Annotated in this window: 20 protein-coding genes; 8 read left to right on the forward strand and 12 right to left on the reverse strand. The window is 58.3% G+C overall.

Translation table 11 applies throughout. From position 1 onward, the window contains the following. Positions 1–21: 21 nt before the first annotated feature. From greA to grpE, 7 genes are all read right to left on the reverse strand, one after another. Positions 22–498: a transcription elongation factor GreA gene (gene greA / locus HBN79_RS19660; protein WP_016783444.1), complete on the reverse strand. Its 477-nt coding sequence runs from the start codon at positions 496–498 to the stop codon at positions 22–24. Continuing rightward, on the reverse strand, positions 495–3,716 hold the full coding sequence (gene carB / locus HBN79_RS19665) for a carbamoyl-phosphate synthase large subunit (protein WP_095002549.1): 3,222 nt from the start codon (positions 3,714–3,716) through the stop codon (positions 495–497). The genes greA and carB overlap by 4 nt, the downstream gene beginning before the upstream one ends. Positions 3,717–3,830: 114 nt before the next feature. After that, positions 3,831–4,967, reverse strand: a complete 1,137-nt coding sequence (carA, locus tag HBN79_RS19670) for a glutamine-hydrolyzing carbamoyl-phosphate synthase small subunit (protein WP_016783446.1) — start codon at positions 4,965–4,967, stop codon at positions 3,831–3,833. Positions 4,968–5,226: 259 nt separating this feature from the next. Further along, a complete protein-coding gene (dapB, locus tag HBN79_RS19675; RefSeq protein ID WP_095002548.1) occupies positions 5,227–6,033 on the reverse strand; it encodes a 4-hydroxy-tetrahydrodipicolinate reductase in 807 nt (268 codons plus the stop codon). Between the two features lie 10 nt (positions 6,034–6,043). Next, positions 6,044–7,168 carry a molecular chaperone DnaJ gene (gene dnaJ / locus HBN79_RS19680; RefSeq protein ID WP_095002547.1) on the reverse strand — a complete coding sequence of 375 codons (1,125 nt, stop codon included), beginning with the start codon at positions 7,166–7,168 and terminating at the stop codon, positions 6,044–6,046. Positions 7,169–7,488: 320 nt separating this feature from the next. Further along, the gene (dnaK, locus tag HBN79_RS19685) at positions 7,489–9,405 is read right to left on the reverse strand and encodes a molecular chaperone DnaK (RefSeq protein ID WP_095002546.1); all 1,917 of its coding nucleotides are present in this window, start codon (positions 9,403–9,405) and stop codon (positions 7,489–7,491) included. A 100-nt stretch (positions 9,406–9,505) separates the two neighbouring features. Next, a complete protein-coding gene (grpE, locus tag HBN79_RS19690; RefSeq protein WP_095002545.1) occupies positions 9,506–10,060 on the reverse strand; it encodes a nucleotide exchange factor GrpE in 555 nt (184 codons plus the stop codon). A gap of 252 nt (positions 10,061–10,312) precedes the next feature. Here grpE and recN point away from each other — a divergent pair, with 252 nt between their 5' ends. Continuing rightward, positions 10,313–11,995, forward strand: coding sequence for a DNA repair protein RecN (gene recN, locus HBN79_RS19695; RefSeq protein ID WP_095002544.1), 1,683 nt, complete (start codon positions 10,313–10,315; stop codon positions 11,993–11,995). A 98-nt stretch (positions 11,996–12,093) separates the two neighbouring features. On the opposite strand, the gene fur is transcribed toward recN, so the two are convergent. Beyond that, positions 12,094–12,507, reverse strand: a complete 414-nt coding sequence (gene fur / locus HBN79_RS19700; protein ID WP_029611724.1) for a ferric iron uptake transcriptional regulator — start codon at positions 12,505–12,507, stop codon at positions 12,094–12,096. A 98-nt stretch (positions 12,508–12,605) separates the two neighbouring features. Between fur and HBN79_RS19705 the strand changes: the two genes are divergently transcribed. Beyond that, positions 12,606–13,133, forward strand: coding sequence for an outer membrane protein assembly factor BamE (locus HBN79_RS19705; RefSeq protein WP_095020681.1), 528 nt, complete (start codon positions 12,606–12,608; stop codon positions 13,131–13,133). A 57-nt stretch (positions 13,134–13,190) separates the two neighbouring features. Here HBN79_RS19705 and HBN79_RS19710 read toward each other — a convergent pair whose 3' ends face one another. Genes HBN79_RS19710 through HBN79_RS19720 form a run of 3 tightly spaced genes read right to left on the reverse strand, consistent with a single transcriptional unit; the run spans position 13,191 to position 15,346 of the window. Then, positions 13,191–13,508 carry an RnfH family protein gene (locus HBN79_RS19710; protein WP_095002543.1) on the reverse strand — a complete coding sequence of 106 codons (318 nt, stop codon included), beginning with the start codon at positions 13,506–13,508 and terminating at the stop codon, positions 13,191–13,193. Then, the gene (locus HBN79_RS19715) at positions 13,501–13,935 is read right to left on the reverse strand and encodes a type II toxin-antitoxin system RatA family toxin (RefSeq protein ID WP_095002542.1); all 435 of its coding nucleotides are present in this window, start codon (positions 13,933–13,935) and stop codon (positions 13,501–13,503) included. Before HBN79_RS19715 ends, HBN79_RS19710 begins: the two co-directional genes overlap by 8 nt. 7 nt (positions 13,936–13,942) lie before the next feature. Further along, positions 13,943–15,346, reverse strand: a complete 1,404-nt coding sequence (locus HBN79_RS19720; protein WP_095002541.1) for a sodium-dependent transporter — start codon at positions 15,344–15,346, stop codon at positions 13,943–13,945. 117 nt (positions 15,347–15,463) lie between these two features. On the opposite strand from HBN79_RS19720, the gene smpB reads away from it, so the two are divergent. Then, positions 15,464–15,946, forward strand: a complete 483-nt coding sequence (smpB, locus tag HBN79_RS19725) for an SsrA-binding protein SmpB (RefSeq protein WP_048383611.1) — start codon at positions 15,464–15,466, stop codon at positions 15,944–15,946. 156 nt (positions 15,947–16,102) lie between these two features. Here smpB and HBN79_RS19730 read toward each other — a convergent pair whose 3' ends face one another. Then, entirely contained in the window at positions 16,103–16,870 is a 768-nt protein-coding gene (locus HBN79_RS19730) for a GntR family transcriptional regulator (RefSeq protein WP_016783458.1), read from the reverse strand. Between the two features lie 261 nt (positions 16,871–17,131). Here HBN79_RS19730 and HBN79_RS19735 point away from each other — a divergent pair, with 261 nt between their 5' ends. From HBN79_RS19735 to HBN79_RS19755, 5 genes are all read left to right on the forward strand, one after another. Continuing rightward, on the forward strand, positions 17,132–18,826 hold the full coding sequence (locus HBN79_RS19735) for a lactate permease LctP family transporter (protein ID WP_095002540.1): 1,695 nt from the start codon (positions 17,132–17,134) through the stop codon (positions 18,824–18,826). 113 nt (positions 18,827–18,939) lie between these two features. Further along, a complete protein-coding gene (locus tag HBN79_RS19740) occupies positions 18,940–19,764 on the forward strand; it encodes a (Fe-S)-binding protein (RefSeq protein WP_095020678.1) in 825 nt (274 codons plus the stop codon). Further along, a complete protein-coding gene (locus tag HBN79_RS19745) occupies positions 19,761–21,221 on the forward strand; it encodes a LutB/LldF family L-lactate oxidation iron-sulfur protein (RefSeq protein ID WP_169917060.1) in 1,461 nt (486 codons plus the stop codon). The genes HBN79_RS19740 and HBN79_RS19745 overlap by 4 nt, the downstream gene beginning before the upstream one ends. Further along, positions 21,218–21,889 carry an LUD domain-containing protein gene (locus HBN79_RS19750; protein WP_095002537.1) on the forward strand — a complete coding sequence of 224 codons (672 nt, stop codon included), beginning with the start codon at positions 21,218–21,220 and terminating at the stop codon, positions 21,887–21,889. The genes HBN79_RS19745 and HBN79_RS19750 overlap by 4 nt, the downstream gene beginning before the upstream one ends. Continuing rightward, complete coding sequence (locus tag HBN79_RS19755) at positions 21,886–24,693, forward strand: FAD-binding and (Fe-S)-binding domain-containing protein (protein WP_169917061.1); 2,808 nt, start codon at positions 21,886–21,888, stop codon at positions 24,691–24,693. Before HBN79_RS19750 ends, HBN79_RS19755 begins: the two co-directional genes overlap by 4 nt. Positions 24,694–24,823 lie beyond the last annotated feature (130 nt).

Below are 24,823 nucleotides of genomic sequence, written 5' to 3' on the forward strand. Positions count from 1 at the left end.
CGCACACGGCGGGCGCTCTTCTTAGATGTGACTTACTTTGACAATTTCGTACTCAATGACGCCGCCCGGTGTTTTCACCGCCACCACATCACCCTCTTCCTTGGCAATCAAGGCACGGGCAAGTGGCGAACCAACGGAGATCTTTCCGAGCTTGAAGTCAGCCTCATCTTCACCAACGATCTGGTAGGTCACGCTTTCGTCAGTTTCAACGTTGGCGATCTCGACCGTGGTACCGAAAATCACTTTACCGGTGTGAGGAATAGTCGTTACATCGATGATCACCGCGTTCTGCATGCGGCCTTCGATGTCACGGATACGCGCCTCAACCATACCCTGCTGCTCACGGGCAGCATGGTATTCAGCGTTTTCTTTAAGGTCGCCCAGCTCACGCGCCGTGCCGATATCCTGGCTCAGCTTGGGACGAACAACCTTGGTCAGATGTGCGTGCTCTTCTTCCAGGGCTTTGGCGCCCTGGACCGTCATTGGGTACTTGATCATGCCTTTAATCCTGCGTGTAGATCCTGCAAGCGACGTACGGTTTTTTCAGGACCGAATTTAAGCGCTTCACAGATCGCTTCGCCAGCAGCAATAGTCGTGGTGCAGTAGATCTTGTGCTGCAGCGCGTTGCGGCGAATGGAATAGGAGTCAGCAATCGACTGACGTCCTTCGGTAGTGTTGATGATCAAGGTTACTTCGTCGTTCTTGATCATGTCGACAACGTGCGGACGACCTTCGGTCACCTTGTTCACACGACGTACTTTCAAGCCTGCTGCTTCGATGAACTTGGCAGTGCCAACGGTCGAAACGATTTCAAAGCCCAGGTTGATCAGGTCGCGGGCAACGCCGGCAACCAGCGGCTTGTCGTCGTCGCGCACGCTGATGAAAGCAGTACCGCCAGTCGGCAGCACTTCGCTTGCACCCATCTGGGCCTTGGCAAACGCTTCGCCGAAGGTATCGCCCACACCCATCACTTCACCGGTGGACTTCATCTCAGGGCCGAGAATCGGGTCAACACCCGGGAATTTGGCGAACGGGAAGACCGCCTCTTTCACGCTGTAGAAGTTAGGAATGATTTCTTTGGTGAAACCGATTTCCTTCAGGGTTTTACCGGCCATTACGCGAGCTGCGATCATCGCCAGGGAAACACCGATGCACTTGGAGACGAAAGGAACGGTACGCGATGCACGCGGGTTCACTTCGATCACGTAGATATCTTCGCCCTGCAGAGCCAATTGCACGTTCATCAGGCCGACAACGCCCAACTCCAGAGCCATTTTCTTGACCTGCTCGCGCATCTCGTCCTGGATGTGCAGCGGCAGCGAGTACGGCGGCAGCGAGCAAGCGGAGTCACCGGAGTGAACGCCAGCCTGTTCGATGTGCTGCATGATTGCGCCGATCACTACATCAGTACCGTCGCAGACAGCATCCACGTCCATTTCGATGGCGCAGTTGAGGAAGTGGTCCAGCAGCACGGGGCTGTCGTTGGACACTTTCACTGCGTCACGCAGGTAGCGCTTGAGCTCGTCTTCTTCGTAAACGATTTCCATCGCACGGCCGCCCAACACGTAGGAAGGACGAACAACCAGCGGGTAACCGATCTTGCCAGCGGCACGAATGGCTTCGTCTTCGCTGCGCACAGTAGCGTTAGGCGGCTGACGCAGGTTCAGGCGCTCAACCATCTGCTGGAAGCGCTCACGGTCTTCTGCACGGTCGATCGCGTCAGGGCTGGTACCGATGATCGGCACGCCGGCTTCTTCCAGGGCACGCGCCAGTTTCAGCGGGGTTTGGCCGCCGTACTGGACAATCACGCCTTTTGGCTTCTCGACACGCACGATTTCCAGCACGTCTTCCAGGGTTACGGATTCGAAGTACAGACGATCCGAGGTGTCGTAGTCGGTGGAAACGGTTTCCGGGTTGCAGTTGACCATGATGGTCTCGTAACCGTCGGCACGCAGCGCCAGAGCGGCGTGAACGCAGCAATAGTCAAACTCGATACCCTGGCCGATACGGTTCGGGCCACCACCCAGAATCATGATCTTGTCACGATCCGAAGGGTTGGCTTCGCACTCTTCCTCATAGGTGGAGTACATGTAGGCGGTGTCGGTTGCGAACTCGGCTGCGCAGGTGTCAACGCGCTTGTAGACCGGGAACACTTCCAGCTTGTGGCGGTGGCGACGCAGGTTCTTCTCGGTCACACCCAGCAGAACGGCCAGACGCGCGTCGGAGAAGCCCTTGCGCTTGAAGCGGTACATGGCATCGCGATCGATCGACGACAGGGCCATGGTCTTGATTTTTTCTTCGTCCTTGATCAGATCTTCGATCTGCACCAGGAACCAAGGGTCAATCATGTTCATGCCGAAGATATCTTCAACGGTCATGCCGGCGCGGAACGCGTCAGCCACGTACCAGATACGCTCGGCGCCCGGCACGGTCAGCTCGCGCTTGAGCACGGCCATGCTTTCCGGGTTGCTCAGGTCCAGCTTTGGATCAAGACCGCTGACACCTACTTCCAGACCGCGAAGGGCCTTTTGCAGGGATTCCTGGAAAGTCCGGCCGATGGCCATGACTTCGCCCACAGATTTCATCTGTGTGGTCAAACGGGCGTCAGCCTTGGCGAACTTCTCGAAAGCGAAGCGCGGCAGCTTGGTCACAACGTAGTCGATGGACGGCTCGAAGGACGCAGGCGTAGCACCGCCGGTGATTTCGTTTTGCAGCTCGTCCAGGGTGTAACCGATCGCCAATTTGGCAGCGATACGAGCGATCGGGAAGCCGGTGGCTTTCGATGCCAGCGCCGACGAACGCGATACACGCGGGTTCATTTCGATCACGACCATACGGCCGGTGTCCGGGCAGATACCGAACTGAACGTTGGAACCGCCGGTTTCAACGCCGATCTCACGCAGTACCGCCAACGAGGCGTTACGCATGATCTGGTATTCCTTGTCCGTCAGGGTCTGTGCCGGAGCAACGGTGATCGAGTCACCGGTGTGCACGCCCATCGGGTCGAAGTTTTCGATCGAGCAAACGATGATGCAGTTGTCTTTTTTGTCGCGGACAACCTCCATCTCGTACTCTTTCCAGCCGATCAGGGATTCGTCGATCAGCAGCTCTTTGGTTGGCGACAGGTCCAGACCACGGGTGCAGATCTCTTCGAACTCTTCACGGTTGTAAGCAATACCGCCACCGGTGCCGCCCATGGTGAAGGACGGACGAATGATGCACGGGAAGCCCAGTCGCTCGAGGACCGCATTGGCCTCTTCCATGGTGTGGGCGATACCGGAGCGCGGGCAATCCAGGCCGATGGACTTCATGGCCTTGTCGAAACGCGAACGGTCTTCAGCTTTGTCGATGGTGTCAGCGTTGGCGCCGATCATTTCTACGCCGAACTTCTCGAGCACGCCTTCGCGCTCCAGGTCCAGTGCGCAGTTCAGAGCTGTCTGGCCGCCCATGGTTGGCAGCAGTGCATCCGGACGCTCTTTTTCGATGATCTTGGCAACGGTCTGCCACTTGATCGGCTCGATGTACGTGGCGTCAGCCATGTCCGGGTCGGTCATGATAGTGGCAGGGTTGGAGTTCACCAGGATGACGCGGTAACCCTCCTCGCGCAGGGCTTTGCAGGCCTGGGCGCCGGAGTAGTCGAATTCACACGCCTGGCCGATAACAATCGGGCCAGCGCCGAGAATCAGGATGCTTTTTATGTCTGTACGTTTTGGCATGGGTTTGTCACTCAAATCCGCAGGTCAGTCGGCAAGCTGTCAATCAGGTTCCTGAAGCCCCCTGGGGGCCACCGAGATTCGGGGCCGCCACAGGGCGCTGCAAAAGGAGGCTGATTAACGGCGCTTGGCCATCTCATTGATGAAGCGATCGAACAGCGGTGCAACGTCGTTCGGGCCAGGGCTTGCTTCAGGGTGACCCTGGAAGCTGAAAGCGCTTTTGTCGGTCAGCTCGATACCTTGCAGGGTGCCGTCGAACAGCGACTTGTGGATGGCGCGCACATTGGCTGGCAAGCTCGCTTCGTCTACCGCAAAACCGTGGTTCTGGCTGGTGATCATTACAACACCGGTGTCCAGATCCTGAACCGGGTGGTTTGCACCGTGATGGCCATGACCCATTTTCACGGTCTTGGCGCCGGAGGCCAGGGCCAGCAGCTGGTGACCCAGGCAGATACCGAAAACCGGAATCTCGGTGGTCAGCACTTGCTTGATTGCTGTGATCGCGTAGTCGCAAGGCTCAGGGTCACCCGGGCCGTTGGACAGGAACACGCCATCCGGGTTGAGTGCCAGAACGTCACTGGCCGGAGTCTGTGCCGGAACCACGGTCACGCGGCAGCCGCGCTCAACCAGCATGCGCAGGATGTTCCACTTTACGCCGTAGTCATAAGCGACCACGTGGTAAGGCAGCTCGCTGGCTTCGATGGTCGGGTGACTGTCGGTAGCCAGATTCCAGACGCTGGAGCGCCACTCGTAGGCTTTTTCGGTGCTGACGACTTTCGCCAGATCCATGCCCTTCAGGCCCGGGAAGCCGCGGGCCGCTGCGATGGCAGCTTCTTCAGAAATGTTGTCGCCCGCCATGATGCAACCGTTCTGCGCGCCTTTCTCACGCAGGATGCGCGTCAGGCGGCGAGTGTCGATACCGGCGATAGCCACAACATTGTTGGTTTTCAGGTAGTCGGCCAGCGACATGGTGTTGCGCCAGTTGCTTGCAACCAGCGGCAGATCACGAATTACCAGACCTGCGGACCAGACACGATCAGACTCGGCGTCTTCCGGGGTAGTACCGGTATTGCCAACATGCGGGTAAGTCAGGGTCACGATTTGCTGAGCGTAGGAAGGATCCGTCAGGATCTCCTGGTAGCCAGTCATTGCGGTGTTAAACACCACCTCACCAACGGTTTGACCGTCGGCCCCAATGGCTTCGCCGCGAAAAATGCTGCCATCAGCGAGGGCGAGTATGGCTTGCTTAGTCAAGAAGACCTCCCGTAAATAAAGCCTGAAAGGGCGATCGCAGGTTGTAAAAAAGCGGAGTGACGTATGGACACGTCACCCCGCTTCTTCATCGAATTATCTGCGCGCTTTTAGTGGACACACTAAAGCTGTAGCTTACAGAAAAAGGCTTTTTTGGTCTACCGCTAAAGAGTCTAAAAGACAGGGGAATGCGACAGAACATCGCTTAGCGGTTAAAAATCGGGCTACTGGCGCGCCAACAGCCCGATTTTACAGAGGTTACTCAGCGCAGGTCGAGCACATCCTGCATGTCATACAGGCCAGGCTCACGCCCTTGCAGCCAGAGAGCAGCACGAACAGCACCCTTGGCAAAGGTCATGCGGCTGGATGCCTTGTGGGTAATTTCCAGGCGCTCGCCTTCAGTGGCGAACAAGACCGTGTGATCACCCACCACATCACCGCCGCGCACCGTGGCAAAACCGATGGTTTCGCGCTCACGGGCACCGGTATGGCCTTCACGACCATAGACCGCAACCTTTTGCAGGTCACGACCCAGCGCATCGGCGATCACCTCACCCATGCGCATCGCGGTACCCGAAGGCGCGTCGACTTTGTGCCGATGATGAGCTTCGATGATTTCGATATCGGCATCCTCACCCATCACCCGCGCCGCCATATCCAGCAGCTTGAACGACAGGTTGACGCCGACACTGAAGTTGGAAGCAAAGACAATCGCAATATCCTGGCCAGCCTCGACCAGCAACTGCTTCTGCTCGGCATTCAGCCCCGTCGTACCAATGACCATGGCCTTGCCCAATTTGCGACACACCGCCAGGTTGGCGAGCATCACTTCAGGCAAGGTGAAGTCGATCAGCACGTCGAAATCAGCCGCGACCGCTTGCAGGCTTTCGGACAACGGCACGCCGATGCGCCCGATAGAAGCCAGCTCACCGGCATCAGCCCCCACCAGGGAGCTGCCAGGACGCACGATGGCCGCCGTCAGCCCGCACAGCGGCGAACGCTGCTGCACCGCATCGATCAAGGTCTTGCCCATGCGCCCGGCAGCGCCCATCACAGCTATACGTCGCATCTACCGCTCCTTACAGGTCGCCGAAAAAACGCTTTACGCCTTCGAACCAGCCAGTGGCGTTCGGCGAGTGACTGCTGTCACCTTCCAGCGTGGTGCGGAACTCTTCCATCAGCTCACGCTGGCGGCGGCTCAGCTTGACCGGGGTTTCGATCACCACACGGCACATCAAGTCGCCAGCACCGCCACCCCGCACAGGGGCCACACCCTTGCCACGCAAACGGAACTGCTTGCCGCTTTGTGTGCCTTCCGGGATTTTCAGCTTGACCCGACCATCCAGTGTCGGCACTTCAATTTCAGCACCCAGCGCAGCGTCGGCAAAGTTGATTGGCACTTCACAGAACAGATGCTTGCCGTCGCGCTGGAAAATCGCGTGCTCGCGCACATCGATCACCACATACAGGTCACCCGTAGGCCCACCCTGCACGCCCGCCTCGCCTTCGCCCGACAGACGAATGCGGTCACCGGTATCAACACCAGCCGGCACTTTCACAGAAAGGGTTTTGTATTCTTCTACGCGGCCTTCACCACGGCAGCTCTCGCACGGATCAGAAATCACCTTGCCTTGACCGTGGCAGCGCGGGCAAGTCTGCTGAACCGCGAAGAAACCCTGCTGCATGCGCACCTGACCAATACCGCCACAGGTGGTACAGGTCACAGGCGAAGAACCTTTCTTGGCGCCCGAACCGTCACATGGTTTGCAATTGACCAGTGTAGGAACGCGGATATTGACCGTAGTACCGCGTACGGCTTCTTCCAGATCCAGCTCCAGCGTGTAGCGCAAATCGCTACCGCGCTGAGCGCCACCCCGGGAGCCGCCACGACCACCGCCAAAGAAGTCGCTGAACACATCACCGAAAATATCGGAGAAGTTCTGACCGCCGAAACCTGCACCGCCGCCGCCCATTTGTGGATCAACACCGGCATGACCGTATTGATCGTAAGCAGCACGTTTACTGGAGTCCGACAGAACCTCGTAAGCCTCGTTGGCCTCTTTGAACAATTCTTCCGAAGCCTTGTCATCCGGATTACGGTCCGGGTGATGCTTCATCGCCAGGCGACGATAAGCCTTTTTCAGCTCTATCTCGGTCGAGGTGCGTTCAACACCCAAAATTTCGTAATAGTCGCGCTTTGCCATAATTCTTTGCACTCTCAAGGACGTTCGACAAAACCCTCCCGAGCCTCGCCAAACCCGCCAAGCCCGAAAAGGATCAGACCCGACTCACGTCTTTTCAACGATATAGGTTTGTGTTTAACAGCCAATGCATTGGCCGCCAGGAGCGGTTACTTCAGGCCGGAAAACAGAAAAGATCCAGACCAAACCGCCAGCATTCGACTTTGTCGCATGCTGTAAAAATTTCGGTACTCCAGACACGCCAACGCGGGAGCAAGCTCCCGCGCGGCGACATCCTACCAGTCACCGCGCAAGCGCGGTCAACCGGGCGACAAACAAGCTGATTACTTGTTGTCTTTTACTTCTTCGAACTCAGCGTCGACAACGTCGTCCGCTTTTTCAGCCGAATCAGCTGGCTTGGCCGCTGCGTCTGCCGGGTTCGCCTGCTCGGCGTACATTTTCTGTGCAACCGGAGCCGATACCTTGGACAGCTCTTCAACCTTGGCTTCGATAGCCGCCTTGTCGTCGCCTTTAACAGCGGTTTCAAGTGCAACTACAGCAGCTTCGATTGCAGCTTTCTCTTCCTCGGTCACTTTATCGCCAGCATCGACGATCATTTTGCGAGTCGAGTGAACCAGTGCATCGCCCTGGTTACGTGCAGCTGCCAGCTCTTCGAACTTGCGGTCTTCCTCAGCGTTGATCTCGGCATCGCGAACCATCTGAGCGATTTCTTCCTCGGACAGACCCGAGTTAGCCTTGATCACGATCGACTGAGACTTGCCAGTCGCCTTGTCTTTTGCACTTACGTGCAGGATGCCGTTGGCATCGATGTCGAAGGTCACTTCGATCTGAGGCACGCCACGTGGAGCAGGTGGAATGTCAGCCAGGTCGAACTTGCCCAACGACTTGTTCTGTGCAGCTTGCTTACGCTCGCCTTGCAGCACGTGAATGGTCACAGCGCCCTGGTTATCGTCTGCAGTCGAGAACACTTGCGATTTCTTGGTAGGAATCGTGGTGTTTTTCTCGATCAGGGCAGTCATTACGCCACCCATGGTTTCGATACCCAGAGTCAGCGGGCTCACGTCCAGCAACAGAACGTCTTTAACATCACCGGCCAATACCGCGCCCTGGATAGCAGCACCCATTGCAACAGCTTCGTCCGGGTTCACGTCTTTACGTGCTTCCTTGCCGAAGAACTCGGTTACCAGCTTCTGTACCAGCGGCATACGAGTCTGGCCACCGACCAGGATCACGTCGTTGATTGCGCCAACGTCGATACCGGCGTCTTTCAGCGCGATGCGGCAAGGCTCGATGGTGCGTTGAACCAGGTCTTCAACCAGCGATTCCAGCTTGGCGCGCGAAATTTTCACGTTCAAGTGCTTAGGACCGGTGGCATCTGCAGTGATGTAAGGCAGATTCACGTCAGTCGACTGGCTCGAAGACAGTTCGATCTTGGCTTTTTCCGCAGCTTCTTTCAGACGCTGCATCGCCAGCGGGTCACCTTTAAGGTTCATGCCGCTTTCTTTCTTGAACTCGTCAACCAGGTAGTCGATCAGACGGATGTCAAAGTCTTCACCACCCAGGAACGTGTCACCGTTGGTTGCCAGCACTTCAAACTGGTGCTCGCCATCCACTTCGGCAATTTCAATGACCGACACGTCGAAAGTACCGCCACCCAGGTCATAAACGATGACAGTGTGGTCGCCTTTCGCTTTATCCATACCGTAAGCAAGAGCAGCTGCGGTTGGTTCGTTGATGATGCGTTTTACGTCCAGACCCGCGATACGGCCGGCGTCTTTGGTCGCCTGACGCTGGCTGTCGTTGAAGTAGGCCGGAACGGTGATTACCGCTTCAGTCACTGGCTCGCCGAGGTAGTCTTCGGCGGTTTTCTTCATTTTCTTCAGAATTTCAGCCGAGATTTGTGGCGGAGCCATTTTCTGGCCGTTCACTTCAACCCAGGCGTCGCCGTTGTCAGCCTTGGCGATCTTGTACGGAACCATCTGAATGTCTTTCTGTACAACTTCTTCGTCAAAACGACGACCGATCAGACGCTTCACCGCGTACAGGGTGTTATGCGGATTGGTCACTGCCTGACGCTTGGCCGACTGGCCAACCAGAATTTCGCCATCATTGGCGTACGCAACGATCGACGGCGTAGTACGCGCGCCTTCTGCGTTTTCGATAACTTTTGCTTTACCGTTTTCCAGAACCGACACACACGAGTTGGTGGTCCCGAGGTCAATACCGATAATTCTGCCCATGTTTACTCTCCCTAAATTTGAATTTTGTTGCCGCAGCAGTAATGACCAACTGCGGCACTGCTTAACGCTTGACTTCTAAATGGGGGCCTTGTGGCCGATTTCAAGCCTGCTCGTCAATCGATGGCGAAACCGGCGCTGGCGCCTTGCTGACTACGACCATAGCCGGGCGCAGCAAGCGACCATTGAGCTGATAACCTTTTTGAAACACCTTGAGCACACTGTTTGGCTCCAGGTCTGCGCTTTCCTGCATTGCCATCGCCTGGTGATGCTCGGCATTGAAGGGTTCGCCGTGCGGGTCGATGGCTTCCAGCTGATAGCGCTTCAGGGTGTCCTGGAACATTTTCAGGGTCAGCTCGATCCCTTCACGCATCGGACGGATGTTTTCATCGTCCGGGCTGGACAGCTCAAGACCGCGCTCCAGGCTGTCGATCACCGGCAACAGGTCGCCAGCGAATTTTTCCAGTGCAAACTTGTGAGCCTTCTCAACGTCCTGCTCGGCGCGGCGGCGAACGTTCTGCAGATCGGCAGCTACGCGCAGAGCCTGATCGTTAGCGGCTGCCAGCTGCTCTTCAAGCACCTGCACGCGGGTTGCCAGATCTTCGCCAGCTACTTCGGCTTCCTGGTTCTGCGTATCCATAGTCTGTTCGTCTGCCATAGATTTCTCCTTTCAAACTTCGTCCGCGAGCTCGACTCGCGCTTGTGCCAAGGTATATGGGGTCGCAATTCTCAGGTTCAAGAGCCAAAAACCCATAAAAGGCATGTTTGGCGCACCACCCTCCCACTACCGAAAAAACCAAACGAGCTAAGAACCCGAATAAAACAAGCAAATCGAACTAAACACAGCCATTGTCAGCACGAAACAAAACACTGTATAAATAACCAGACATTACGTTTTGGAGCAGCTCCCATGCTGGTGCACCTGTCCGTACACAACTACGCCATCGTTGAACATCTCGATCTGGAACTGGATCGCGGGATGAGTGTAATCACTGGCGAGACCGGTGCCGGCAAATCGATCATGCTCGATGCATTGGGCCTCACCCTTGGCGACCGCGCCGACAGCGGCGTCGTGCGCCCCGGGGCCGACAAGGCCGATATCCTGGCCACGTTCGACCTGCAGGATATCCCCGAAGCCCGTGCCTGGCTGGCCGAGCGCGACCTTGAAGGCGACGGCCCGTGCATCCTGCGCCGGGTCATCACCGCCGAAGGCCGCTCGCGCAGCTATATCAACGGCACGCCCTGCCCCCAGGGCGACCTCAAGGTCCTGGGCGAGCTGCTGATCGATATCCACAGCCAGCACGAACACCAGTCGCTGCTCAAGCCCGATACCCATCGTCGCCTGCTCGACGAGTTCGCCGGTGCCACCGACCTGGCCCGCCAGGTCCAACTGGCGGCACAACGCTGGCGCCAGACCAAACAAGAGCTTGAACACCTGTCCAACTCCGGCGACGAACAGCGCGCGCGCCATCAGTTGCTCAGCTATCAGCTTGAAGAGCTGGAGACACTCTCGCTGGGAGAAAACGAACTGGAAGAGCTGGAGCAGGAACATAAAAACCTGACCAACGCCGAAACCCTGCTGACCATCTGCCGCCAGGTAGTCGAGCAATGCAGCGAAAGCGATTCCGGCAACGTGCTCAATGCGTTGACGGCCAGCCTCAACCGGCTTTCGAGCATCAACAGCAACTCCGGCTCACTGGGCGAAGCCACCGACCTGCTGGCCAGCGCACAGATCCAGGTCGAAGAGGCCGTCGGCGAGCTCAACCGCTTTATTGACCACTTCGACGCCGACCCGGGCCGCCTGCAGTATCTCGAGGAGCGCCTCGACACCATTTATACCCTGGCACGCAAACATCGGGTTCAACCCACCGAAGTGGCCGCCTTGCAGCAAAAACTGCTGGATGAGCTCGAAACACTCAACGCCAATGATGAAAATATCGAGCGTCTGGCCAATGAGCTGACCTCCTATGCCCGCCACTATCAAGAGTGTGCCCGCGAACTCAGCAACCTGCGCAACCTGGCCGCGACACGCCTGAGCAGTGCCGTCGAAGAAGAGATCCAGCGCCTGGGCATGCCTGGCGGGCGCTTTGTGATCGAACTGCGCCCGCAAGCCAGCAGCGACCCGGCGCCCTTCGGCCTCGAACACGTTGAACTGCTGGTGAGCGCCAACCCCGGCCAACCGCTCAAAGCCCTGGCCAAAGTGGCCTCGGGCGGCGAACTGTCGCGTATCAGCCTGGCCATTCAGGTCATCACCGCACAAACCTCCCGCGTACCGACCCTGGTGTTCGACGAAGTGGACGTGGGCATTGGCGGCCCCACTGCCGAGATCGTCGGGCAACTGCTGCGCCGCCTGGGCGAACGCGGCCAGGTGCTGACGGTCACTCACTTGCCGCAAGTGGCAGCGCAATGCCATCAACATCTGTTTGTCCATAAGGTTCGCGAGAGCGATACCACCCGCACGGCCGTGGCTAAACTGAGCAAAAAAGAGCGCGTAGAAGAAGTCGCCCGCATGCTTGGCGGTATCGACCTGACCAAGGAATCCCTGGCCCACGCCAAAAAGATGGTGATCACTGCAAAAAATCTTGCAGCTTAACGACGAACGGTCATGAAATAACCGATATCAGAAAGCACGAAGGCGGCCCTTGGGCCGCCTTCGATCGTTTCGCGAACCGTAATTCGCGTGACATGCTCTTACTTGGCCTTCTTGCGCACGTACAGCACCAAGTTGTGATCCACCAACTCAACACCGTGCTTGGCTGCAATGGCGTGCTGCAGTTTTTCGATGTCTTCGTCGAAAAACTCGATCACTTCACCGCTGTCCACGTTGACCATATGGTCGTGGTGGCCGCCGTCAGCATCAGCCAATTCAAAGACAGCATGACCGCCATCAAAATTATGGCGAATCACCAGCCCAGCTGACTCAAACTGGGTCAGAACACGGTAAACCGTGGCCAGACCTACGTCCTCGCCTGCTTGCATAAGTGCCTTGTAAACATCCTCGGCGCTCATGTGACGCTGCTCTGCAGAGTCAAGCATCTGTAGAATTTTGACTCGTGGCAGAGTCACCTTAAGTCCGGCCTTACGTAGTTCGCTATTTTCAACCATGGTTAGCTTTCTCGCGGAAGCCGCTTCGCAGCTTCTCTTAATACGGGTATGATCGGCGTTTACGTTGTCCCAGCCAAGATAGTGGAAGTCGCCCACCGATGCAAAACACCAAGCTCTTGCTAACCAGTTTCACCTTTGTGGGACTGCTCGCACTCGCCGGTTGTTCATTCCCCGGGGTTTACAAAATCGACATCCAACAGGGCAATGTCGTCACGCAGGACATGATAAACCAGTTACGCCCGGGAATGACCCGCCGGCAAGTGCGGTTTATCATGGGTAATGCCCTGCTGACCGATACATTCCACCCTGATCGCTGGGATTATCTGTATAGCCTGCAGCCCGGCGGCGGAGAACGCCAACAGGAACGCATCAGTGTGTTCTTCAACCAGAACGACCAGCTCGTGAGCCTGTCAGGTGACTTCAAGCCTGGCGTCAGCCGCGACGAAGCCATTCTCGGCAAAACCGGCGGCACAGACGTGACCGAACCGGCTGCTCAAGCTCCAGCCGAGAAGAGCGAAGTTCCAGCCAAGCCTGGTTCATTGCTTGATCAAATCCAGAAGGACGTAGACGGTGTTGAAACCGTACCGGTTCCTACGCCAGAACCTCTGGATACCACCGAGCAATAAGCGCCCGGTACAAAAAAGCCCGGCATGCCGGGCTTTTTGTTGCCTGCAAGAAAGCTGTCAGGGCTGACTGAGGCGCTTGGCCTCGGCAGCCTTGGCCGCACGTTGACGGCGAATCTCTTTGGGGTCGGCCAGCAGCGCTCGATACATCTCGATACGATCCCCTGCCTGCAGCACCCGGGTATCAGGATCAGCCACCTGCTTGCCGAAAATCCCCACCGGGCAATTAGCCAGGTCAACCTCGGGAAACTCGCGCCCCATGCCCGACACCAATACCGCTGCACGCAGCGTCGTGCCTTGCGGCACAACCACGGTCAGCAGGCACTGGCGATCGACCGCGGCATAAACCACCTCAACTTCAATCACCGGCTCAGCCATACAACTGCTTGGCGCGCTGGCAAAAAGCATCCACCAGCGTATTGGCCGCCTGATTGAACAAAGGCCCCAGAGTGGCCTTGACGATGGCCCCGGCGTAATCAAAGGTCATGTCCAGGCTGATTTTGCACGCTTTGTCACCCAAAGGTTTGAACACCCACAGGCCGTGCAGCTTGGTAAAAGGACCTTCTTCCAGGTTCATCTCGATGGACTGCCCGGGCACCAGGGTATTGCGGGTGACAAAGTGCTGGCTCAGGCCACCCTTGGCCACCCCCAGGCTGGCGCGCATCAGCACTTCAGTGCTTTCCAGGATTTCGGCAGACGAGCACCACGGCAAAAACTGCGGGTAGCTCGCAACATCATTCACCAGGTCATACAGCGCCTGGGCTGGATAAGGCAACAAGGCAGAGCGTTGGATATGGGTAGTCATGTCAGCGTTACTTCCACAGCTGGGCGGCAAACACAATCAGAATGCCGAGTGGCGCCACATAGCGCATCAAAAAAAGAGTCAGGGCGAACATCACCGGGCTGCGCATCGACAATTCGTCACGAACCGCGCCGCGCCCCATGATCCAGCCTGCAAAGACCACAAAACACAGGCCGCCCAAGGGCAACATGATACGCGAGGTGAAGAAATCGACGACACCAAAGAAGTCCAGACCGCTGGCCGCGCCCCATTGATAGAGATGAAAACCGGAATCTTCGTTCACGAAAAACTTCGCCTGTTTCCAGATATTGAACGAAAACACCGTGCCCAGGCCAACAAACCAGCAACTGAAAGCCAGCCAGAAAGTGACCCACAAGCGCCGCACCCTGGTGCGCTCCACCAGGTACGCCACCATTGGCTCAAGCAACGAAATGGCCGAACTCCAGGCAGCGACTGCCACCAGCACAAAAAACACCACGCCCATCAACTGACCAAAGGCCACGTTACCGAAGGCAAACGGCAAGGTGACGAACATCAGGCCCGGGCCTTCGCCAGGGTTGAGCCCCGACGCAAATACAATTGGAAACAATGCCAGCCCGGCGAGCAATGAGACAAAAGTGTCGATCAGCGCCACCCCGACTACGGTGCCCGAGATCGATGCATTCTTGGGCATGTATGCGCCATAAATCATGATCGACCCCACGCCCACGCTCAGGGAAAAGAACGCATGGCCCATCGCGGCCAGCAACCCGTCGAGTACGCGATCGGGGTTGAAGTCGAACATGAAATGTACGCCCTGCATAAAGTGCCCGGTGGTCATGCTGTAACCCAGCAGTACCAGCAGCAGCACAAACAGCAGCGGCATCATGATCCGCAAACTGCGCTCAAGCCCCGCCACCACCCCCTTGGCGATCACATACGCAGACAGCAACATAAACCCGGTATGCCAAAAAGTGAGGCGCCAGGGATTGGAAATCACATCACCAAAGTACTGGCCGACCTGATCGGCCGTCGCCCCCTGAAAATCGCCCTTGCCCATATTGATGATGTAATCCAGCGACCAGCCGCCCACCACACTATAGAAAGACAAAATCAGCAGCGCAGTGATCATCCCGGCAAAAGCCCCCCACGACCAACGCCCCGAGTGCCCCGCCTCGACCGCCAACACCTTCAAGGCATTCGCCGGACTCAGCCGGGCACGCCGCCCGATCAGGGTTTCAGCCAGCATCACCGGCACACCGATCAGCGCGATACAGGCCAAAAACACCAACACAAACGCGCCGCCGCCATAGACGCCAACCATGTAAGGGAATTTCCAGATACTGCCCAAACCCACGGCAGAACCGGTCGCAGCGAAAATAAAGACCCAACGGCTTGCCCAACTGCCGTGGACAGAAACCTTGTCTGTCGACATCGTTACTACGCCCAACCACTAAAAAAAGAGGGCGCATTGTCCGGGAATCACCCTACGTGCTCAAGCACGCAGGTGCCCGTAGCCGACACGCTCGCAACTGCCTATAATGCTGCCCCTATGGCTAAACAGAAGAAACACCCAACAGGGACCATCGCGCAGAATAAAAAAGCGCGACACGATTACTTCATCGAACATCGGTTCGAGGCTGGTCTGGTCCTGGCCGGCTGGGAAGTAAAAAGTCTGCGTGCAGGCAAGGCACAGCTGGTCGACAGCTACGTGCTACTCAAGGATGGTGAAGCATGGTTGCTCGGCAGCCATATCGCACCTCTGACGACAGCCAGCACGCACGTTATTGCCGACCCAACGCGCAGCCGCAAACTGCTGCTTAACCAGCGCGAGCTGGAAAAGCTGTTTGCCTCGGTGCAGCAGAAGGGTTACGCCTGCGTCTGCCTCTCGCTTTACTGGAGCAAGCACTTGATCAAGTGCGAAATTGCCCTGGGTAAAGGCAAGAAGGAATACGACAAGCGTCATACCGAGCGTGAGCGCGATTCCGATCGCGAGCTGCAACGTGCGGTGCGCAACAAGGGCAAGGAAGACTAGTTCTTCAGCCCTTGCACTCGTGGGAGCAACTGCCTTGATGCTGCCTCAGCTCTTGTGGGAGCGGGCTTGCTCGCGATGGAATCGACTTGGTATACCTGATATACCGAGTTGCATGAATCGCGAGCAAGCCCGCTCCCACAGGGTTTGCATCAACAATTACAAGCCATTGCGCCGCTCGGCCCGCGCCATGCGCTGAACTTCCTGACGCACTTCTTCCAGCACTTCCTGCACATACACCAGGTGACGGCTCGCCACTTCCCGGGCGTCTTCCGCCCTGCCCTCGATAATCGCCAGATACAACTCGCGATGCTGACTGATCAGCATGTCGCGCGTTTCACTGCGCTGCTTGTACATGCCACCAATATTGGTCACCACGTTGCGCTTGAGCAGGTCGAATAACCCGCGAATCGTATGCAGCAACACCGCGTTATGGCTCGCTTCGGCAATGGCCAGGTGGAAGTTGGCATCGGCCTCCCCCTCTTCTGCGCGACTGACTTCATCCACCCGTGCATAACAGTCCTGCAACCGTTCAAAAGCCAGCCGCAGCCGCTCACGGTCCATCTCGGTGGCACGCGATGCCGCGTAAAAAGCGCACGAAGCCTCAAGCGTGTGACGGAACTCAAGCAGATCGCGCTGCGCTTCAGGGTTGCTTTCCAACAGTTGCAACAAAGGATCACTAAAGGTCGAGCCCAGGGATGTTGCCACATAATTGCCGCCACCCTGGCGACTGACCAGCAGCCCCTTGGCCGACAATTTCTGGATCGCCTCCCGCAACGAAGGGCGCGACACCCCAAACTGCTCCGCCAGCGCACGTTCGGCAGGCAAGCGCTCACCTGACTTCAACGTGCCCTCGAGGATCATGCCCTCGAGCTGCTCGACAATATCGTCCGACAAACGGCGCTGCCGGATCTGATCAAACCCCATAACTGCTCTCCACCCTCCCGACCACGCGCCGGGGGCCGCTATTCTCGCCGATTGGCGCCACGCATACACCCATCAGAAACACCGCTAAAAACCCCATCAGATGCCCGGACAACGAACACCCCGACGAAAGTTTGTGAGGCGGCAAATTGACACATGCCTCATAAGGCTTTTAACCTAGCCAACAGTGATTGTAAATTGGTAATACCAATATACCAAACACAGTCTGCAGCATCGACCAATAACAATTAGGGGCCACCCCATATGCAAACCTGGCAACAGCTCTACAGCCCGCTCGGCAGCCTCGGCCTGTCCGCTCTCGCGGCCGTCGTCCCGATCGTATTCTTCTTCCTCGCCTTGGCCGTGTTCCGTCTCAAAGGTCACGTCGCCGGCAGCATCACCCTTGCCCTGTCGATTCTGGTGGCCATCTTTGCCTTCCAGATGCCTGTCGATATGGCCTTCGCAGCAGCGGGCTACGGATTTGCCTATGGCCTGTGGCCAATTGCCTGGATCATCGTTGCCGCGGTGTTCCTCTACAAACTGACCGTCAAAAGCGGCCAGTTCGAAATCATCCGCAGCTCCGTGCTGTCGATCACCGACGACCAGCGCCTGCAAGTACTGCTGATCGGCTTCTGCTTCGGTGCTTTCCTTGAGGGTGCAGCCGGTTTCGGTGCGCCGGTAGCGATTACAGCAGCACTGCTTGTAGGCCTGGGTTTTAACCCGCTGTACGCCGCTGGCCTGTGCCTGATCGCCAACACGGCCCCGGTCGCGTTTGGCGCCCTGGGCATCCCGATCATCGTGGCGGGTCAGGTCACCGGAATCGACGCGTTCAAGATCGGCGCCATGGCCGGTCGCCAGCTACCACTGCTGTCGCTGTTCGTGCCGTTCTGGCTGGTATTCATGATGGACGGCCTGCGCGGCGTGCGTGAAACCTGGCCCGCAGCCCTGGTGGCCGGTTTGAGCTTCGCCATCACCCAGTACTACACCTCCAACTACATTGGCCCGGAACTGCCGGACATCACCTCGGCCCTGGCCAGCCTGGTCAGCCTGACCCTGTTTCTGAAAGTCTGGCAGCCAAAACGTACCGCAGGTGCACGAATTGCTGGCGTTAGCTCTGACGTAATTGTTACCGCGAGCGCAGGTGGTTTCGGTAAACCGACCAACCTGATGGCTTCGCCTTACAGCCTGATGCAGATTCTGAAAGCCTGGTCACCGTTCCTGATCCTTACCGTGCTGGTCACCATCTGGACCCTCAAACCGTTCAAGGCGATGTTCTCTGCCGGTGGCTCGATGTACGGCTGGGTGTTCAACTTCGCGATCCCGCACCTTGACCAACTGGTGATCAAGACCGCCCCTATCGTCAACGCGCCAACCGCGATTGCCGCCGTGTTCAAACTTGATCCGATTTCGGCAACCGGCACGGCGATTTTCTTCTCGGCACTGATCTCGATGCTGATACTGAAGATCGACATCAAGACTGGTCTGACCACTTTAAAAGAAACCTTCTACGAACTTCGCTGGCCGATTCTTTCCATCGGTATGGTGCTGGCCTTCGCCTTCGTCACCAACTACTCGGGCATGTCCTCGACCATGGCCCTGGTACTGGCAGGTACTGGCGCCGCGTTCCCGTTCTTCTCGCCGTTCCTCGGCTGGCTGGGCGTGTTCCTGACCGGTTCAGACACCTCGTCCAACGCCCTGTTCAGCTCGTTGCAGGCCACCACCGCGCACCAGATCGGCGTGAGCGACACCCTGATGGTGGCTGCCAATACCAGTGGCGGCGTGACCGGCAAGATGATTTCCCCGCAATCGATCGCTGTCGCCTGTGCGGCGACCGGCCTGGTGGGCAAAGAATCGGACCTGTTCCGCTTCACCCTCAAGCACAGTCTGTTTTTCGCCACCATCGTCGGCCTGATCACCCTGGCCCAGGCCTACTGGTTCACCGGCATGCTGGTTCACTGATAAGCGCTATGGTTACTGCACGTTAATGTCGCCGGGGCACAGCCCCGGCGTCAGTAATTCACGACCCGGTCCACCTCGGTGGACACATAACCGGGACCACCCGGAGACGCCTGATGAGCGAGCTTTTTTACAACGCCGTGCCGAATGCGACCCGTGTCGCCCCGCCCTTGCCTGTACCCCGCCAATACCCCGCGCAAAAACCGCGCAAGGTCTACCTGTTCGGCACCTGCGTGGTCGATCTGTTCTTCCCCGAAGCCGGGATGGACGCCATCCACCTGATCGAGCGCGAAGGTATCGACGTCGATTATCCCCAAGGCCAGAGCTGCTGTGGTCAACCGGCCTACACCTCGGGTTACACCGAGCAGGCCCGGGAAGTGGCCCGTGCGCAACTGGCCCTGTTCGCCGAAGACTACCCGGTAGTCGTGCCTTCCGGCTCCTGCGCCGGCATGCTGCGCGAACACTATGAAGACCTGTTCAAGGATGAGCCCGACACCCTGAAAAAGGTTCACGCCCTGGCTGAACGCACCTTTGAACTCACCGAATTTTTGCTATTTGTGTGCAAGGTCCGCTTCAAGGACCACGGCGCCCCGGTCAAGGTCGCACTGCACACCTCCTGCTCGGCCCGCCGCGAAATGAACACCCACCTGCACGGCCGCGAAATGCTCGCGCAACTGGGCAATGTGGAGCGCATCGACCACAGCCACGAAAGTGAATGCTGCGGTTTTGGCGGGACCTTCAGCGTACGCATGCCGGATATTTCCGGCGCCATGGTCGCTGACAAAACCCGCTCCCTGATTGATACCGGCGCCCATCAAGTGCTCACCGCCGATTGCGGCTGCCTGATGAACATCAACGGCTCGCTGGAAAAACAGAAGGAATCACTGCGCGGCCAGCATCTGGCCAGTTTCCTGTGGCAGCGCACCGGAGGTGGCCAATGAGCGCCAGCACCCTGATCCCTACCGTCGCGGTCGAAGAAGACTTCCGCGAGCGCGCCCACGAAGCCCTGGGTGACAAGCAACTGCGAAACAACTTCCGCAGTGCAATGGATTCTCTGATGACCAAGCGCGCTGTTGCCTTCAGCGACGCCCATGAGCGCGAGCACTTGCGCGCTCTGGGCAACGCCATCCGCGCCCGCGCCCTGTCCAAGTTGCCTGACCTGCTGGAACGACTGGAAGCCAACCTGACCCGTAATGGCGTGCAGGTTCATTGGGCTGAAACCGTCGACGAAGCCAATCAAATCGTCATGTCCATCGCCTGCCGGCGCGCCGCCAAACAGGTGATCAAAGGCAAGTCGATGGTCAGCGAAGAGATGGAGATGAACCACGTACTCGGCGCCCAGGGCATTGAATGCCTTGAGTCCGACATGGGCGAATATATTGTTCAACTCGACAACGAAAAGCCCTCCCACATCATCATGCCCGCGATCCATAAGAACGCCGGGCAAGTGGCCGACCTGTTTCACGAAAAACTCGGCGTGGAATACACCAAAGACGTGGATCAACTGATCCAGATCGGCCGCCGCGTACTGCGCCAGAAATTCTTTGAAGCGGACATCGGCGTGTCTGGCGTCAACTTTGCCGTTGCTGAAACCGGCACCCTGCTGCTGGTGGAAAACGAAGGCAACGGGCGTATGTCGACCACGGTGCCGCCTGTGCATATTGCCGTTACCGGCATCGAGAAAGTGGTCGAGAACCTGCGCGACGTTGTACCGCTGGTGTCCCTGCTGACCCGCTCGGCCCTTGGCCAGCCCATCACCACCTACGTCAATATGATTTCCGGCCCACGCAAACCCGGCGAGCTGGACGGCCCTGAAGAAGTGCACCTGGTGCTGCTCGATAACGGTCGCAGCCAGGCGTTTGCCGACAGCGAATTGCGCCAGACACTCAACTGCATTCGCTGCGGTGCCTGCATGAACCACTGCCCGGTTTACACCCGCATTGGCGGTCATGCCTACGGTGAGGTGTATCCCGGCCCGATTGGCGCAATCATCACGCCACATATGGTGGGCTTGAACAAAGTCCCGGATCACCCGAGCGCCTCGTCGCTGTGCGGTGCCTGTGGCGAAGTGTGCCCGGTAAAAATCCCGATCCCGGCCCTGCTGCGGCGCCTGCGTGAAGAGAACGTCAAAGCCCCCGATACCGTACCGCGCATCATGCGTGGTCAGGGCAGCAAGTATTCGCGTAAAGAGCGCCTGATCTGGAATATGTGGGCCAAGCTCAACAGCTCACCCGCGCTTTACCGCACCTTCCTGAAAGCCGCTACCCGTCTGCGCGCCCTGACGCCGAGCAAGGTAGGCCCGTGGACGCAAAACCACAGCGCGCCCAAACCCGCCGCCCGTTCGCTGCACGATATGGCCCGCGAGCATCTGGCGAAAAAGTCGGGAGAAACACGATGAGCGCCAAGCAAAACATCCTCAATAAACTGCGTAAAAGCCTGACGGGCACCACACCGGTGCCTGACAATTTTGACGAAGTGCTGGTCACAGAGCCCTGGACCTACACCCCGGAGCAACGTATCCCGCAACTGCGCAAGCTGATGGAAGCGGTCCACACTGAAATCCACCTCAGTACCGAGCAAGGCTGGCCTGCATTGCTCGCGCAATTGGTCACCGACCGTCAGTTGCCAAGCCTGCTGATCGCACCGACTACAGCGCACGGGCAAAAGGTCAGCGAACACTGGGCACAAAACCCCGGGTTGCCAGCACTTAAAGCCTACGACCGGCCGGTAGAAGCGTGGAAAGCCGAACTGTTCAACGATACACCGGCCAGCCTCACCACCACCCTGGGGGCAATTGCTGCCACCGGCAGCCTGATCATGTGGCCAACCCCGGAAGAACCACGGCTGATGAGCCTGGTGCCGCCGGTGCATTTCGCCCTGCTCAAGGCCAGCGAAATCCGCGACAACTTTTATCAAGTACAGCGTGAAATGAACTGGACCGCCGGCATGCCGACCAATGCGTTACTGGTGTCCGGCCCGTCGAAAACCGCCGATATCGAGCAAGTGCTGGCCTACGGCGCCCACGGTCCCAAAGACCTGATCGTGCTGATTCTGGAGGATGCATGAGCCTGCCCGCCGCCTTTGTGCGTGATGCCGAGCGACTGATCCCCCAGGACCGCCGTTTTACCGATGCGCTGTCGACCCTGGCGTTCGGCACCGATGCGAGCTTTTACCGACTGATCCCCAAGCTGGTGATTCGCGTCGAGTCCGAAGATGAAGTGGTGGAGCTGCTGCGCCTGGCCCGTCGCGACCAGGTATCGGTGACCTTTCGCGCAGCGGGCACCAGCCTCTCTGGCCAGGCCATCAGCGACTCGGTGCTGATCGTGCTCGGCGACAACTGGAACGGCAAGGAAATCCGCGGCCAGGGCAGGCAAATCCGCCTGCAACCGGGAGTGATCGGTGCCCAGGCCAACGCCTGGCTGGCCCCGTTCGGACGCAAGATTGGCCCAGACCCGGCATCGATCAACGCCTGCAAAATTGGCGGCATCGTTGCCAATAATGCCAGCGGCATGTGTTGCGGCACCGCGCAAAACACCTACCACACCCTGGCGGGCCTGCGCGTAGTGCTGGCCGACGGTACCCGGGTCGACACCGAAGATGCCGCCAACATCGCCGCCTTTCGCCAAAGCCACGGGCCATTGCTCGAGCAGTTGGGGACGTTGGCTCGCGAAACCCGCGCCAACGCTGAACTGGCTGCAAAAATCCGCCACAAATACCGTCTGAAAAACACCACAGGCCTGTCCCTTAATGCCCTGGTGGATTTCGACGACCCGCTGGATATCCTCAGCCACCTGCTGGTGGGCAGCGAAGGTACCCTGGGCTTTATCAGCGCGGTGACCTACGACACCGTGATCGACCACCCGAACAAGGCTTCGGCGCTGATCGTGTTCCCGGATGTCGAGACCTGCTGCAACGCCGTCACCGTGCTTAAAAGCCAGCCCGTGTCTGCCGTGGAACTGCTCGACCGTCGCAGCCTGCGTTCGGTGCAGGACAAACCCGGCATGCCGGCTTTCGTACAACAATTGTCGGCCAATGCCTGCGCGCTATTGATCGAGTCCCGCGCAGCATCCCAGACCTTGCTGCACGAACAACTGGCGCAAATCATGGCCTCGCTGGTCGATTTCCCGGTTGAAAAACAGGTCGACTTCACCGAAGACCCTAAAGAAAACGCCAAGCTGTGGGCGATCCGCAAAGACACCTTCCCGGCCGTCGGGGCGGTGCGCAAAACCGGCACCACGGTGATCATCGAAGACGTGACCTTCCCCGTTGAACAACTGGCCATCGGCGTCAACCGCCTGATCGAGCTGTTCGACAAGCACCACTACGACGAAGCGATCCTGTTTGGCCATGCGCTGGAGGGCAACCTGCACTTCGTCTTTACCCAGGGTTTCAACAACCCCGAGGAAGTGGCGCGCTACCAGGCCTTTATGGATGACGTGGCGCAACTGGTGGCCGTGGAGTTTGGCGGTTCGCTCAAGGCAGAACACGGCACCGGGCGCAATATGGCGCCCTTTGTCGAGCTGGAATGGGGCAGCGACGCCTACCAGTTGATGTGGACGCTCAAGCGTTTGCTCGACCCGCAGGGCATTCTCAACCCCGACGTGGTGCTCAGCGAAGACCCGCATATCCACCTCAAGCACCTCAAGCCGATGCCTGCGGCGGACGAGATTGTGGATAAGTGCATCGAGTGCGGTTTTTGCGAACCGGTGTGCCCGTCCAAGGGACTGACCCTGAGTCCACGCCAGCGGATTGTGATCTGGCGCGATATCCAGGCCAGGAAACGCGCCGGCATCGACACCACAGAGCTGGAAAAAGCCTACGCCTATCAAGGCATTGATACCTGCGCAGCCACCGGTTTATGCGCGCAACGCTGCCCGGTGGGCATCAATACCGGCGAACTGGTGAAAAAACTCCGGGCACGCAGCGCTGACAGTGTGAAAACGGCTGACTGGCTGGCCAGTCACTTCACCACAGCACTGCAGGGGGCACGTTTTACCCTGCACGTGGCCAATGGTGCGCGCATGCTGCTGGGGGCGCCGCGACTGGCAAAACTCTCATCGGCCCTGAGCAAGGCGAGTAAAGGCCGCGTGCCCTTGTGGACCAACGCCATGCCCCAGCCGGAGCGGGCGATTCGTTTTACCCCGCCGGTCAAGGATGCCCGCCCGCGGGTGGTGTACCTGGCGGCTTGCGTGTCGCGGGTCATGGGCCCGGCGGCAGGAGACAAAGAACAAATGTCGTTGCTGGACAAAACCCGCGGCCTGCTGGAAAAAGCCGGTTACCAGGTGGTGTTCCCCGACAATATGGACAGCCTGTGCTGCGGCCAGCCGTTTGCGTCGAAAGGTTACAACGAACAGGCCGAACACAAACGCCAGGAACTGATCGGCGCACTGCTGCATGCCAGCCGTGGCGGGCTTGACCCGATCTACTGCGACACCAGCCCCTGCACCCTGCGTCTGGTGCAGGACCTGGGGGAAAGTCGCCTCGACCTGTACGACCCGGTACGCTTTATCCGCACCCACCTTGTGGACAAGTTGACCTTTACCCCGCAAACCACACCGATTGCCGTGCATGTCACCTGCAGCACCCAGCACCTGGGCGAAAGCCAGGCCCTGATCGATATTGCGCGGCTGTGCAGCACCGACGTGGTGATCCCCGAGGGTATCCATTGCTGCGGCTTTGCCGGTGACAAAGGCTTTACCACCCCGGAGCTGAACGCCCACTCACTGCGCACTTTGAAAGACGCGGTGCAATATTGCAGCGAAGGGATCTCCACCAGCCGAACCTGTGAGATTGGCTTGAGCCAGCATGGCGGGATCGACTATCACGGCCTGGTGTACCTGGTAGACCGCGTCACCAGCGCCCAGGCCTGAAAATGTGGGAGCGGGCTTGCTCGCGACAGGATCGCTGCGGTGTGACCCATGCACCGCGTCGATGCCATCGCGAGCAAGCCTGCTCCCACAAAATCAAATATTCGCTCTACTTTCGGGCACAAAAAAAACC

It is taken from the genome of Pseudomonas sp. WS 5051, from assembly GCF_012985715.1.
Taxonomy (GTDB): Bacteria; Pseudomonadota; Gammaproteobacteria; order Pseudomonadales; family Pseudomonadaceae; genus Aquipseudomonas; species Aquipseudomonas bubulae.

Excerpts from the sequence above, each read along its gene's own strand:
- HBN79_RS19710 (WP_095002543.1), bottom strand. The coding sequence starts at position 13,508 with ATGGCTGAGCCGGTGATTGAAGTTGAGGTGGTTTATGCCGCGGTCGAT.
- HBN79_RS19715 (WP_095002542.1), bottom strand. The coding sequence starts at position 13,935 with ATGACTACCCATATCCAACGCTCTGCCTTGTTGCCTTATCCAGCCCAG.
- dapB (WP_095002548.1), bottom strand. The coding sequence starts at position 6,033 with ATGCGACGTATAGCTGTGATGGGCGCTGCCGGGCGCATGGGCAAGACC.
- HBN79_RS19730 (WP_016783458.1), bottom strand. The coding sequence starts at position 16,870 with ATGGGGTTTGATCAGATCCGGCAGCGCCGTTTGTCGGACGATATTGTC.
- carB (WP_095002549.1), bottom strand. The coding sequence starts at position 3,716 with ATGCCAAAACGTACAGACATAAAAAGCATCCTGATTCTCGGCGCTGGC.
- recN (WP_095002544.1), top strand. The coding sequence starts at position 10,313 with ATGCTGGTGCACCTGTCCGTACACAACTACGCCATCGTTGAACATCTC.
- dnaK (WP_095002546.1), bottom strand. The coding sequence starts at position 9,405 with ATGGGCAGAATTATCGGTATTGACCTCGGGACCACCAACTCGTGTGTG.
- smpB (WP_048383611.1), top strand. The coding sequence starts at position 15,464 with ATGGCTAAACAGAAGAAACACCCAACAGGGACCATCGCGCAGAATAAA.
- HBN79_RS19755 (WP_169917061.1), top strand. The coding sequence starts at position 21,886 with ATGAGCCTGCCCGCCGCCTTTGTGCGTGATGCCGAGCGACTGATCCCC.
- grpE (WP_095002545.1), bottom strand. The coding sequence starts at position 10,060 with ATGGCAGACGAACAGACTATGGATACGCAGAACCAGGAAGCCGAAGTA.
- HBN79_RS19750 (WP_095002537.1), top strand. The coding sequence starts at position 21,218 with ATGAGCGCCAAGCAAAACATCCTCAATAAACTGCGTAAAAGCCTGACG.
- HBN79_RS19740 (WP_095020678.1), top strand. The coding sequence starts at position 18,940 with ATGAGCGAGCTTTTTTACAACGCCGTGCCGAATGCGACCCGTGTCGCC.
- greA (WP_016783444.1), bottom strand. The coding sequence starts at position 498 with ATGATCAAGTACCCAATGACGGTCCAGGGCGCCAAAGCCCTGGAAGAA.
- HBN79_RS19705 (WP_095020681.1), top strand. The coding sequence starts at position 12,606 with ATGCAAAACACCAAGCTCTTGCTAACCAGTTTCACCTTTGTGGGACTG.
- HBN79_RS19745 (WP_169917060.1), top strand. The coding sequence starts at position 19,761 with ATGAGCGCCAGCACCCTGATCCCTACCGTCGCGGTCGAAGAAGACTTC.
- fur (WP_029611724.1), bottom strand. The coding sequence starts at position 12,507 with ATGGTTGAAAATAGCGAACTACGTAAGGCCGGACTTAAGGTGACTCTG.
- HBN79_RS19735 (WP_095002540.1), top strand. The coding sequence starts at position 17,132 with ATGCAAACCTGGCAACAGCTCTACAGCCCGCTCGGCAGCCTCGGCCTG.
- dnaJ (WP_095002547.1), bottom strand. The coding sequence starts at position 7,168 with ATGGCAAAGCGCGACTATTACGAAATTTTGGGTGTTGAACGCACCTCG.
- HBN79_RS19720 (WP_095002541.1), bottom strand. The coding sequence starts at position 15,346 with ATGTCGACAGACAAGGTTTCTGTCCACGGCAGTTGGGCAAGCCGTTGG.